This is a genomic window from Streptomyces sp. NPDC001822 (assembly GCF_042892135.1).
Lineage (GTDB): Bacteria > Actinomycetota > Actinomycetes > Streptomycetales > Streptomycetaceae > Streptomyces.
In genome coordinates this window covers 160,820-172,990 of record NZ_JBIATW010000001.1, presented here as the reverse complement: position 1 = coordinate 172,990, position 12,171 = coordinate 160,820, and the positions used below count along the sequence as shown (strand labels likewise).

At 71.4% G+C, this 12,171-nt stretch carries 8 protein-coding genes and 1 tRNA gene; 5 read left to right on the top strand and 4 right to left on the bottom strand.

What is annotated here, in order from left to right:
• Positions 1–290 precede the first annotated feature (290 nt).
• Positions 291–4,349 carry a discoidin domain-containing protein gene (locus ACFYY2_RS00815; protein WP_388735212.1) on the top strand — a complete coding sequence of 1,353 codons (4,059 nt, stop codon included), beginning with the start codon at positions 291–293 and terminating at the stop codon, positions 4,347–4,349.
• Between the two features lie 220 nt (positions 4,350–4,569).
• Here ACFYY2_RS00815 and ACFYY2_RS00810 read toward each other — a convergent pair whose 3' ends face one another.
• Both ACFYY2_RS00810 and ACFYY2_RS00805 read right to left on the bottom strand, forming a co-directional pair.
• Positions 4,570–5,235: a hypothetical protein gene (locus tag ACFYY2_RS00810; protein ID WP_388735210.1), complete on the bottom strand. Its 666-nt coding sequence runs from the start codon at positions 5,233–5,235 to the stop codon at positions 4,570–4,572.
• A complete protein-coding gene (locus ACFYY2_RS00805; RefSeq protein WP_388736754.1) occupies positions 5,232–5,699 on the bottom strand; it encodes a DUF2199 domain-containing protein in 468 nt (155 codons plus the stop codon). Before ACFYY2_RS00805 ends, ACFYY2_RS00810 begins: the two co-directional genes overlap by 4 nt.
• A 185-nt stretch (positions 5,700–5,884) precedes the next feature.
• Between ACFYY2_RS00805 and ACFYY2_RS00800 the strand changes: the two genes are divergently transcribed.
• A complete protein-coding gene (locus ACFYY2_RS00800; RefSeq protein WP_388735208.1) occupies positions 5,885–7,411 on the top strand; it encodes a hypothetical protein in 1,527 nt (508 codons plus the stop codon).
• 286 nt (positions 7,412–7,697) lie between these two features.
• Here ACFYY2_RS00800 and ACFYY2_RS00795 read toward each other — a convergent pair.
• Together ACFYY2_RS00795 and ACFYY2_RS00790 are read right to left on the bottom strand one after the other, a co-directional pair.
• Positions 7,698–7,771: transfer RNA gene (locus ACFYY2_RS00795), tRNA-Pro, on the bottom strand.
• A 50-nt stretch (positions 7,772–7,821) separates the two neighbouring features.
• Positions 7,822–10,479: an ATP-binding protein gene (locus ACFYY2_RS00790; RefSeq protein WP_388735206.1), complete on the bottom strand. Its 2,658-nt coding sequence runs from the start codon at positions 10,477–10,479 to the stop codon at positions 7,822–7,824.
• 107 nt (positions 10,480–10,586) lie between these two features.
• Between ACFYY2_RS00790 and ACFYY2_RS00785 the strand changes: the two genes are divergently transcribed.
• From ACFYY2_RS00785 to ACFYY2_RS00775, 3 genes are all read left to right on the top strand, one after another.
• Positions 10,587–11,120, top strand: coding sequence for a DUF309 domain-containing protein (locus ACFYY2_RS00785; protein ID WP_388735204.1), 534 nt, complete (start codon positions 10,587–10,589; stop codon positions 11,118–11,120).
• A 105-nt stretch (positions 11,121–11,225) separates the two neighbouring features.
• A complete protein-coding gene (locus tag ACFYY2_RS00780; protein WP_388735202.1) occupies positions 11,226–11,648 on the top strand; it encodes a DUF350 domain-containing protein in 423 nt (140 codons plus the stop codon).
• 63 nt (positions 11,649–11,711) lie between these two features.
• Complete coding sequence (locus tag ACFYY2_RS00775) at positions 11,712–12,086, top strand: hypothetical protein (RefSeq protein ID WP_388735200.1); 375 nt, start codon at positions 11,712–11,714, stop codon at positions 12,084–12,086.
• Positions 12,087–12,171 lie beyond the last annotated feature (85 nt).

The following is a 12,171-nucleotide window of genomic DNA, read 5'->3' as shown; positions in this document are numbered from 1 at the left end:
TCGGCGGCGGGCCAGGGGCACTCGACGATCGGCGACGGACGGCCAGCGGCCGGTGGCGAACGGCAGCTGACGGGCGAAGAGTCAGGGGCTGTGATCATCGTCACCCGGTGCGCCGGAGTGGGCGTGCGACGTGCCCCGGCGACGGAGTGCCGCGTGAGCACCGGATCGGTCCCGTCGACAGGGTTGACAAGAATCTTCCGACGTCCGAGCCTTTGGCAACGTTGTCATCGCCTCCCGCGCATCACGTCGGGTCCGGCCGCGCCGCTGTTTCCTGAGGAGCACTCACTCTCATGACAGATCTGTCGAGTTCGCCGCGCCGCGTGTCGCGGCGATCCGTCGTCACGACGGGTTCCACCCTGCTGGCCGGCTTCGGTCTCGGCGCGCTGGCGCCCGCGACGACCGCCGCCGCGGCGGTCACGAGTTCGCGGAGCGCCTCCGCGCCCCGTGAACTCGCCGTACACCGTCCCGTCACCGTCTCCTCCACGGCCTACGCGCCCACCCCGGGCTCCTTCGTCACCGACCGGCTCACCGCGCAGGGCGTCCGGGGCAGCGGGTGGCGCGCGGGCGCGGGCGACCCGCAGTGGATCTCGATCGATCTGCAGGCCGCGTGCGAGGTCACGTCGATACGGCTGACCTTCGAAGGCGACGCGAGCGACCCGGTGTTCACGCCTCCGACCACGGGCAATCCGGCCGGCGGCACCACGGGCCAGGAGATCCAGTCGAGCTACGCGGTCGACTTCGTGGTCGAGACGTCGACCGACCGCACGTCCTGGACGAGCGTGCACCGCACTACGGCCGGCACCGGTGGTGTGGTGGACATCGAACTCGCTCGCCCCGTCCGCGCCCGCTGGGTGCGTATGACCTCGCGCAAGCGTTCCGGCTCCCACCCCCTGGGCCTGAACGGCTTCGAGGTGTACGGCACCACCGAGGGGAGCCGCCCGGCCGCCACCGGCTGGACCGACTGGGGCACCCACCCGGGTCCCGCCCCCGAACTGCTGGTGGCCGACGACGGCACCGTACCGCTGGAGTCCGGCTGGCGGCTCACCCTCGACGACTGGGCGGGCGCGGACGGCGCGAAGCTGTCGGGGTCCGGCGTGGACACCAGCGGCTGGCTGCCGGCCACCGTGCCCGGCACGGTTCTGGGCTCCCTCGTCGACCAGGACAAGCTGCCCGACCCGGTGGCCGGACTCAACAACCTCCAGATCCCCGAGGCCCTGTCCCGCCACTCGTGGTGGTACAAGCGGGACTTCGAGGTGCCACGGGGTCTGCCCACCGGGGCCGGCCGCCGGATCTGGCTGGAGTTCGACGGCATCAACCACACGGCCGACATCTGGCTGAACGGCCGGCGCGTGGGCGACCTGACCTTCCCCTTCGCCCGCTCGGCGCACGATGTGACGGCGCTGCTCACCACACGCGCCGCCAACTCCCTCGCGGTGAAGATCGCGCCCATGCCGGTGCCCGGCAGTCCCGGTGACAAGGGACCCGCGGGTGAGGCCTGGGTGGACGCGGGTGCCCAGCAGATGAACCTGAACTCCCCGACCTATCTCGCCGCATCGGGCTGGGACTGGATGCCGGCGGTGCGCGACCGGGCGGCCGGCATCTGGAACCACGTCCGGCTGAGATCCACCGGCCACGTCGTGATCGGCGATCCCCGGGTCGACACCGTCCTGCCCGAGCTGCCGGATGTGTCGGTGGCCGAGCTGACCGTCGTCGTCCCGGTCCGCAACGCGGACACCAGTGCCCACCGGACGACAGTCTCGGCGTCCTTCGACGGCATACACGTCGCGAAGACCGTCACCGTGCCCGCGGGCGGGAGCACCGATGTCGTCTTCACCCCCGACGCCTACGGCCGGCTGCGGGTGCGCGACCCGAAGCTGTGGTGGCCCAACGGGCTCGGCGAGCCGGCCCTGCATGATCTGACCCTCGTCGCGTCGGTCGGCGGCACCGAGAGTGACCGCCGCACCACCCGGTTCGGTATCCGCCGGTTCGACTACGAGTACGAGATCCCGCTGCCGTTCTCCGCCACCGGCGACTCCTGCACCCAGTCCGTCACCTTCGGCCGCCGTGAGGCGCGCTACGTACGTGTCAAGTGCCTGACCAGGGCCACCGACTGGGGCAGCTCGCTGTGGACCCTGTCCGTCTTCGACAGCGACCGGCCGACGGCCGACCTCGCCCTGCACGCACCGGCCGGGGCTTCGAGCCAGGACGGCGACGGGCGCGGCCCGGCCAACGCGACCGACGGCGACCCGGGCACCCGTTGGTCGTCGTCGTACGAGGACGACCAGTGGATCCGGATCGACCTGGGCTCACAGCAGACCTTCGACCGGATCGACCTGGTCTGGGAGCAGGCATACGCCAAGACGTTCGTCGTGCAGGTCTCCTCCGACGACGCCACCTGGACCGATGTCGCGTCGGTGGACAACGGCGCGGTCCCGCTGCCCTTCAGCAACGGAAACGCAAGTCTGCAGGTGGAGGACTTCGCCGCGCGCACCGCCCGGTACGTACGGATCGCCTGCGGGGTGCGCAACACCAGCTGGGGCAACTCCCTGTGGTCCCTCGGTGTCATCGACAGCGCCGAGCCGGGCACCGATCTGGCGCTCGGGCGGGACGCCAGCGCCTCCACCGCGGAGTCCGACCACCCCGCCGGGAACGCCACGGACGGGAAACCCGGCACCCGCTGGTCGTCGGCGTACGAGGACCACCAGTGGATCCAGGTCGACCTGGGCTCCGCTCGGAGGTTCGACAGGGTGGCGATCGTGTGGGAGCCCGCCTATCCGAAGACCTATGTCGTCCAGGTGTCCGACGACGGGGACGCCTGGACCGACGTGAAGACCGTGTCCAACACCCCCGACCCGCTGAAAATCAGCGTGAACGGCGTACGGGTGATGGCCCGCGGCGGCAACTGGGGCTGGGACGAGCTGTTGCGCCGGATGCCGCCGGAGCGGATGGACGCGGCGGTGCGGATGCACCGCGACATGAACTTCACGATGATCCGCAACTGGGTCGGCACCAGCGACCGGGAGGAGTTCTTCGCGGCCTGCGACGCGCACGGCATCCTGGTGTGGAACGACTTCCCCAACGCCTGGGCCATGGACCCGCCGGACCACGGCGCCTTCAACTCGATCGCCCGGGACACCGTGCTGCGCTACCGGATCCACCCGAGCGTGGTCATCTGGTGCGGGGCCAACGAGGGCAATCCGCCGGCCGCCATCGACCGGGGCATGCGCGCGGCCGTCGAGGAGCAGGCGCCCGGAATCCTCTACCAGAACAACTCGGCGGGTGGGATCGCCACCGGCGGCGGCCCCTACGGTTGGGTCGAGCCGGACCGCTACTTCGACCCGTCGACCTACGGCAGCAAGGACTTCGGCTTCCACACCGAGATCGGTATGCCGGTGGTCTCCACCGCCGCCAGCATGCGGAACATGACGGGTGACGAACCGGAGTGGCCGATCGGCGGTGCGTGGTACTACCACGACTGGAGCGAGCGCGGGAACCAGGCGCCGCAGAACTACAAGGCCGCCATCGAGTCCCGGCTCGGGACGGCCGAGGACCTGGACGACTTCGCCCGCAAGGCCCAGTTCGTCAACTACGAGAACGGCCGCGCCATGTTCGAGGCGTGGAACGCGAACCTGTGGGACAACGCCAGCGGTCTCATGCTGTGGATGTCGCACCCTGCCTGGCACAGCACCGTGTGGCAGACCTACGACTACGACTTCGACGTCAACGGCATGTACTACGGCGTCCGCTCCGCCTGTGAACCGCTGCACGTCCAGGCCGACCCCGAGGGGCAGGTCATCGCGGTCAACCACACGCGCAAGCATCTGAAGGGCGCTGTCGTGACCGCACGCCTCCTCGACCTGTCGGGCCGCCAGGTGGGCAGGACCAGGACCACCCGGCTGGATGTGGCGCCCGCCGCCACGGCAGAGGCGTTCACGCTCGGCTGGACCGACGATCTGCCCGACCTGCACCTCTTTCGCCTCACCCTGGAGGACGGCGACGGCCGGGTGCTGTCACGCAACACCTACTGGCGCTACCGCACCGCGGCGGCCATGCGGGCGCTGACCCGGATGCCGCGGACGAAGGTGTCCGTCAAGGCCGGGCGCGCCTCCCGGTCCGGTTCCCGGCACGAGCTGACCGCCACCGTACGCAACCCGGGATCGACCGTCGCCGCCATGGTGCGGCTGTCGCTGCTCGACGGCAGGACCGGCCGGCGGGTGCTGCCGGCCCTGTACGGCGACAACTACCTGTGGCTGCTTCCCGGCGAGTCCCGGACGCTGACCGTGTCCTGGCCCGCCGAGGCCCTCACTTCGGACAAGCCGCTCCTGAAGGCGGAGGCGTTCAACTCGTAGAAGTCGGCCACGGCCCGCTCCGGACACGCGTCTCCCTCGTCAGCCCACCGGGCCGAGGGGGGCGCGTGTCCGAAACACCGAGCGACCACAGCCCCGGGTGAGCCGTCCGTACAGCCGACATGCTCGCAGGAGACCGACGCGTACCAGCGCCTGGGGCATCAGCACCGCACCAGGTCAACGCTCAGCGGGTGGCCGAGCCCGAAGGCGTGGTCTCCGGGAGTCAGTGGCCGCCGAGGCCCCACGCGTCGAGTCCGCCGTAGATATGGGCCTGCAGGCACTGGGGGGCGGCGAAGCCGACGGCTTCGCCGCGGTAGATGGCGATGAGCGAGTCCTTGCCCCGCCACCAGGTGTCGGCGAGTCCCTGGACTTCGGGCACCGGCTCGAATCCGTCGAGGTCCACCTGTTCGACGGCGCCGCCCTTGATCTTCGTGACGGTCCTGGCCCAGTAGCCCGCGTGGTGGGCCAGTGCCAGGGCTTCCACCCATCCCTCCACGCCGGCGTGCAGAGGCGTCCAACGGTCGGCGTCGATCCCGAACTCGCCTTCGGGCCCGATCATGAATCCGTGGGCCATGGACACGCGGCAGTCGCCGACCGGGAAGCGCCATCCGTCCGCGGCCGGGCCCTCGGGGACGTCGGCTTCGAGAACGCGCGGGCCGCCCTCGTACGCGGGGGCCGGGGGCAGGGCAATGCCGCCCCAGGTCTCCTGGAAGGCCATGGCGCGGTCGATCTCCACGGCGGGTATCCCGTGCTCGAGCCATACGTCCCGATACGGCCTGATGTCTCGGCGGGGAACACGCAGCCCGTGCGCTTCGACGAAGTACCGGGCCCGGCGGCTCAGGCCTTCTGGCGCCCGAGGGGTCAGCGGCACGTCTGTGTCGGCCCTCATGGCTGCTTTTTGTCGCGGGAGGGGTGAAGCATCGCGGCGGCGATCTCTCGTACCCGGTCCCGGGTCATTCCCCTGCGCTGTTCGATGGCGAGGGGGTGGTCGGTGGGTTCGAGTTCGATGAAGGGGCGCTCGCCGACCGGCCGGGTGTGGACGTGGGTCTTCAGGTTGAGAGTCGTGGGCGAGTAGGCCGAAAGGTCAGTGGTGAGCCAGCCGAAGTACGGCTCCTCCGCCTCTCGGCCGGTGGTGTCCCACAAGTCCGCCGCGCGGGAGAAGTTCTCGCGGCTCAGCGAGACCCAGGCAGCCCAGGAAAACACCTCATCACTGCCGATGACGGGTATCTCGATCAGCCCCTTGACGAAGTAGTGCTGCGCCCGGATCACACACTGGTCGGACGAAAGCAGGCAGTCGTCCGCGTCGGCGAAGGCCGGATCCCACACGGCCGGGGCCTCGGCCGTGTAGTTCATGGGCAGCTCAGGGTGGTGCGCCCCACAGCACGAGCAGAGGAATCCGAGATCACTGATCATGACGTGGAGCATAGTGACCGGCTCGGCCCCCTGAAGCGCTCAGGAGGTGGTCGTGCACCGGCAGCGGCCCTTGGACGTCGGAATCCATCGGCCGTTCGACCGCGGTCAGGGCAGGATGTCTTCCTGTGAACCACGTACTGTCCGGCCTCGCGGCCAACGAGGCCCTTCCGCTCACACTGGTCGGGCGTCTGATCGCCGTCGCGGACGCGGACATAGCCGACGGCCTCGCCGGCCGCGCGGACCTCAGCCGCAAGCAAGCGGTCGACCTGGCCACGCGAGTCGAAGAATGCACTGTGCGACTCGCGTACGAGGGCCGGTTGACCACTGCCGACATCAACCCCCTCACACAGCCGCGGGCGGCGCTCGCCCTGCTCGACGAGCGTGCCGGCGACCCGGAGTGGGCGCGGCTCTTCGCCCAGGACCCAGACGCCGAGCGCCGGGAGAAGCTGGCCTCCTGTCCCGGACTTCCGGCCGATGTGAGGGAGACGCTCGCCGCCGACAGGGACGTACGGGTCGTCGCGGAACTCGCGTTGTGGACGACGGCGGACCTGGCGGCCCGTCTGGCGCGCCACCCGCACGCGGGGGTCCGCCGCACGGTGGCGGCCAACGAGGCGACGCCACCGCAGGTCCTGGCCGCGCTGATCACCGGCGAGGGGCTGCCACCGGCAGAGCGGTGCTCGGTCTGCGACGGCAAGGAAGTGCCCTGCACGCACGATCCCAACGGCGCGCAACTGGACTGTGACCTGCCGTCGTGTGCCTCCTGCTCCGGCGCGCACGAGTCCACCCTCTACGAGTTGGCGGAGCAGGCAGTGCGAAACCCCGCCACTCCGGTCGAGGTCCTCCTCGGGTTCGCCGACCACCCTTCGTCGCTGCTGCGCCGTCAGCTCGCCGCCCGCCCCGACCTGCCGCTGTCGACGGCGACGCGACTCACCGGTGACCCCGATCCCGGTGTGCGGGCCGAACTCGCGGAGAATGCTGCGCTCGACGACGTCCTGATCCGCCTGCTGGCCGCCGACCGCAGCGACGACGTGCGGCGCGGACTGGCCCACAACCCCCGCGTGCCACTCGACGTACTGTCCGACTTGGCCGCCACCACCAAGATCCGCCCATCTCTGCTGCCGCGGATCGCCTCCGCTTCTCCGTCCGAGACCGAGAGACTGTCCAGGTCATCGAATCCGGTGGTACGCATGCTCCTGGCCGAACGACGCGATCTGCCGGCCACGATCCGCGACATGCTGGCCGACGACCCGGACGCGAAGGTGGTCAAGTCCATCGCGCGCCACCCCGGCCTCTCGGAGACTCAGCTGCGGTCCATGGTCGAACGCCACGGAGCCCGGGTCGCCGCCAAGGTAGCGGCCAACCCCGAGACCCCGCCAGCCCTGCTGGAGGACCTGACCAGACACATATCGCCTGTTCAGAGGGCGCTGCGCGAGATCGCCCGGCACCCCCACGCGACCGGCCCGGCGCTGCTCGTCTGCTTGGCGGACAGGCAGGCACGGCGGATGGCCGCCGGGCATCCGGCCCTGCCGCCAGAGGTCATCGCCGAACTGCTTGCCGACCACGACTGGCAAGTGGTGGAAGCCGCTGCCGCCAACCCGTCTCTGCCAACCGCCGTAATGGCGCAGCTGGTACCTGACCCCGACGGGGCATAGATCCGGCGCAGCGCCGGCGCCCACCGAGCCGGTCACCCCACGGCACCAGCGGGGCAAAGCCGGAGGGACCCGGCGGTCTCCGCATGGGCCGGTCTCTCGGACCCCGGGTTACGAAGCAGACCTGCGTGCGCCCCGATCCGCCGTCGTTGAAGGCGGGTTCGGAGAAGCCGGCCAAGCCGCTCGGCTGACCTTGATCAACAGCATTCGCGAGAATGTGTGAGACGGCACCTCCGAAAACAATCAAGAGGGGCCCCGAAGGACCCCTCTGAATTGCGACTGTCTCCAGTCGGGACGACAGGATTTGAACCTGCGACCCCTTGACCCCCAGTCAAGTGCGCTACCAAGCTGCGCCACGTCCCGATGCGATTCCGCCCGTTTTTCCCGGGTGGCCGCGCAGGAGAAACACTACCTCACTCCGAGGACCGCATCGACGTCCGTACCTGCTGGGCGCGGGTCGCCAGTCCCTCCGCGCCGCAGGCCACCGCGAGCTTCTGGGCGCGGGCGACCTCCCGCTGGGAGCGGATGGCGACGCCGTACTCGAAACGCGCCATGGCGTGCTCGTACGCCGAGGAGGACGCCTCGAGGTGGCGCACCGACTCGGCCAGCAGCGCGGTGGCCTCCTCCGGTGGCGCGAAGAGGGCCACGCAGCGCAGGGCCTCGCCCATCGCCGTGTCCGTGCCGAAACGCTCCGCGTGCACGCGGGCACTGGTCGCCAGCTGGGCCGCGCGGACCGGGTCGGTGTCGGCGAGCGCGCGGGCCAGGTCACCGGCCCAGGGCGCCCAGACACCGTTGTACCGGCCCCGGGGTTCCAGTGCCGCTCCCGCCGCCTCCAGCTCGGCCACGGCCTCCTTGGTCCGGCCCTCGGCGAGCAGCAGGCGCCCCCGCACGCAGGGGGCGTCCGGCAGGACCATGGCGCTGGGATAGGGCGGGCCGAAGTCGTAGCGGTCCGCCACCAGCCGCGCCTCCGCCGTCCGGCCGCGGGCGACCAGGGTGTCGACGAGCAGGCAGGCCGCGTCCCAGTGGACGGGCAGCCCGCTGCCCGCGCGGTCGGCGAGCCGCAGCCCCTCGCGCAGGAAGCCCTCCGCCTCCGCGAGCCGTCCGCGGCGGCGGTGCACGAGGCCGAGGAGGGTGTGGGCGAAGGCGAGATGGGCGCCGCTCCAGCCGGAGATCTCGAAGGCGCGCACCGCCTCGCCGAAGAGTTCCTCGGCCCGGTCGAGCTGGTCGGTGAAGGCGTAGGTGATGCCGGCCATCGCGGGGAGTTCGAAGCCCCATTCCGAGTCGGTCCAGCCGAGCCCGCGGGCGGGGCGGCCGTCGACCAGCGCGCGTTCGCAGAAGTCGACGACGACCTGGGCGTTCTCGCCGCGGAGCATGGCGTCGAAGGCCCGCAGGGTGAGCAGGGCCCGTTCCGCGTTGTCGCGCCCCTTGAGGTGGTCGGCGTTGCGGGCGAGCCGGGCCGAGCGGGCGGGGCCGTCGTCCTCGGTGGCCTGCATGCCCTCCCAGAGGAAGTGCGCGGCCTGCAGGCGCATCAAGCCGGGACCGGGAGCGGTGCGGGAGGCCTCGGCGGCCAGCGAGAGAGCCGCTTCCTTGAGCTGGTTGTTGTGGGAGAGCGCCGACGCCAGCCGGAAGGTCGCGTCGATCCGGAGTGCCCCGTCGAGTCCCGGCGTGTCAAGTGCGGCACGCAGGTACTGGACCGTGGTGGCGGGCGAGGACAGCAGTGTGGCGCAGCCCAGTTCGTAGAGCAGCGCCGCCCGGTCGTGGGGGCGCGGGGGTTCCTCCAGCGCGCGCTCGAGGCAGCGCCGGGCGGCTTCCGGGGCGCCCACCGCGAGGTGCTGGCGGGCCGCGTCACGGAGCTGGGCGACGAGTTCCTGGTCGTCGTCCGGGTGGACTTCGAGCAGATGGCGGGAGGCCGCCGCGGCGCCGAGTCCGGCCTGGGTGATCGCCCAGGCGGCGCGTCCGTGCATGGCGGTGCGCGTCGCGGGCGGGATGGAGCGGTACACGGCGCTGGCGATGAGCGGGTGGACGAATTCCAGCGGGTCGAATCCGCTGACGATACGGGCGTCGCGCAGCCGGGCCGTGCAGTCGGCGGCCTCCGCAGAGCTCATTCCCGCCAGGGTGGCGGCGAGCTCCTGGGAGATCTCGGTGCCGAGCACGGCCGCCGCCCAGGCGAAGCGGTTGGCGTTGGTGCCCAGACGCTCGAGCCGGGCGACGAGGCCGCTGCCGCGTGCGGACGCGCCGAGTTCGCGCAGCATCCCGGCGGACTCCTCGACCGGCGGGAGCTCGGTGTCCTGTGCCTTGGCGACGAGTTCGACCGCCTCGTAGGGGTTGCCCCCGGTGACGGCCCAGACCTCGCGGCAGAAGGGGTCGTCGGCGTGGTCGCCCAGTCCGGCCCGCACCAGTTCGGCCGTGGCGTCGGGAGTGAGGGCGCGCAGGGCGACCCTGATCAGCGCGGGGTGGCCCTGGGTGCCCCCGTTCTCCGGGGTCCGGCCGATGGCCCAGTCGGCGTTGCGGTCCTCGAGTTCCTGGGGCCGGTGGGCCTGGATGACCAGCACGGGCAGTTCGGAGAGCCGGGCGGTGAAGCCGGCCAGCCAGGCGAGGGATTCGCCGTCCGCCCAGTGCGCGTCATCCACTATGAGGAGCAGCGGCCGGTGGCTGAGGCGCGACGCGAGCCGGGACACCACGAAGTCGAGGCCGTCCCTGACGCCCTGCGGGTCGGGCTGGGGGCCGCTCGGCTCGGCCAGGCCGAGTGCCGGCGCGGTGATCTCGAACCAGTCGCCGAAGAGGGCGCGGGTCTCGTCGGCGGGAAACCGGTCCAGGGCGGGCTGCAGGAGCTGGCGTACGACGTGGAACGGCACGGATGTCACCGTCTCGCCGCCGCGCGCCGACCAGATGGTGCAGCGGTCGGCGGCCATCCTCTGGATCTCGGTGAGCAGCGCGGTCTTGCCGATGCCGGCCTCACCGCTGAACACCAGTAGCCCGCCTGCCGCTTGACCCCCGCAGAGGGCGTCCACCGCCTGTGCGGCTGCGGCGAGTTCCGGTTCGCGCTCGTACAACGGCCGGGACGGCTTCATGCCTCCCCTTCCCAGGGTGATTGCGGAGGCCTCCGAGCCTAGTCGCGCGCGGGTGTCCACGGACAGGGTTCAGCCGGTTCTCCGCAGGTACGGGGCACAATCGGACGGTGGAAGAATCGCGCAGGGACCGTGACGAGGAAGGACGGGCGCGCAACGCGCGCCCCCGGGACGGGCTGGGGCGCCCCCTCCCGTACGGCACCGAGGGCGTGGAGCGGCAGCCGGAGGGTGTGCTCCGCTCCCCCGGCGGGACCGTGCGTGAGGCGCAGCGACTGCTGGACGCGGGGATGCCCTTCCATGCCCACGAGGTCTTCGAGGACGCGTGGAAGTCGGGGCCCGACGCGGAGCGCGAGCTGTGGCGGGGCCTGGCCCAGATGGCGGTGGGTCTCACGCACTCCGCTCGGGGCAACGCGGCCGGCGGGGCACGGCTGTTGAGGCGGGGGGCGGGAGCCGTCGAGGCGTTCCGGGGGGTCGATCCGCACGGGATCGGGGTGGACGGGCTGATCCGCTGGGCCCTGGACCTGGCGGGCCGGGTGGACCCCGGGGCGGACGGCTCGGGCGTCCCGGAGAACAGCGGCGTGCCCGTCGTGGACGCGGCCGCGGAAGCTCCTTGGCTGCTGCGGGGAGACCGGCCCGGGAAGTGAGCATCCGAGTGCGATAGGTTTTGGGCTTTCCTGACGGCGTGTTGATCACGCCTGTCACTCTCAAGTTCCATTCCTCGACCACTCGCTCAGGAGACGGACGCCCCGATGACCGACATCATCAACGGCCTCGGCCGTGCCACCGCATACGGGGCCCTCGGCGTCGTACTGCTCGTTCTCGGAATCCTTCTGATCGACGCCCTCACCCCGGGCAGGCTCGGCCGCCAGATATGGGAGGAGCGCAACCGCAACGCCTCGGTGCTCCTGAGCTCGGCGCTCCTGGGGATCGGCGGCATCGTGTTCACGTCGATCTGGACGACGTACGAGGACTTCGGCAAGGGGCTCGTCTCGACCGCCGCCTTCGGGCTGCTCGGGCTGGTCATGATGGCCGTCGCCTTCCTCGTCGTGGACCTCGTGACGCCCGGGAAACTGGGTGCCACGCTGGTGGAGCGGGAGCCGCACCCGGCGGTGTGGGTCACCGCGGCCTGCAACCTGGCGGTGTCCGCCATCGTGTCGGCGTCGATCGCCTGAACACGCCCGGCGATCCGGCCGTCCGGCGAACATCCACGTGCGCAGCCATTACGATCCGGCCTCATGAGCACTTCTGACCAGGAACAGGACCAGGCCGCCCCGGAACAGGACGAGGGCCCGGAGCAGGACGAGGCCCCGGACGCCACGGCCGCGGTGATAGCCGAGCCCGCCGAGCGGGAGCGCAGACTCACGCCGCGTCAGGCACGGCGGCTGCGGATCGTCCTTTCCTCGGCGGGCATGGCGGTGATGGCGGTCGTCTTGGCGCTGCGCATCGCCAGCCGTTCCTCCGTCCTGGTCGTCGGGGTGTACGGCCTCGCCCTCATCCTCTGCGGTGTGGTCATCGAGCTCAGCAGGAACGGCCGGACGCGCCTCGGCAGCTGGCTGCTCGCGATCGGCCTGGTGGCGGCGGTCGGCGCGGACTGGCTGCTCATTCCCTGACGGCCGGGCGGCCGGGGGCCCCGCTCGGAGTCCCCCTCCCACGGGGCTGCCTTCGGCCGGAGTCCCCCTCCCGGACCGCCCGCGT

Bases quoted from the DNA above. Each gene is read 5' to 3' on its own strand.
- ACFYY2_RS00815 (WP_388735212.1), top strand. From the start codon at position 291: ATGACAGATCTGTCGAGTTCGCCGCGCCGCGTGTCGCGGCGATCCGTC.
- ACFYY2_RS00810 (WP_388735210.1), bottom strand. From the start codon at position 5,235: ATGAGGGCCGACACAGACGTGCCGCTGACCCCTCGGGCGCCAGAAGGC.
- ACFYY2_RS00805 (WP_388736754.1), bottom strand. From the start codon at position 5,699: ATGAACTACACGGCCGAGGCCCCGGCCGTGTGGGATCCGGCCTTCGCC.
- ACFYY2_RS00790 (WP_388735206.1), bottom strand. From the start codon at position 10,479: ATGAAGCCGTCCCGGCCGTTGTACGAGCGCGAACCGGAACTCGCCGCA.
- ACFYY2_RS00780 (WP_388735202.1), top strand. From the start codon at position 11,226: ATGACCGACATCATCAACGGCCTCGGCCGTGCCACCGCATACGGGGCC.
- ACFYY2_RS00775 (WP_388735200.1), top strand. From the start codon at position 11,712: ATGAGCACTTCTGACCAGGAACAGGACCAGGCCGCCCCGGAACAGGAC.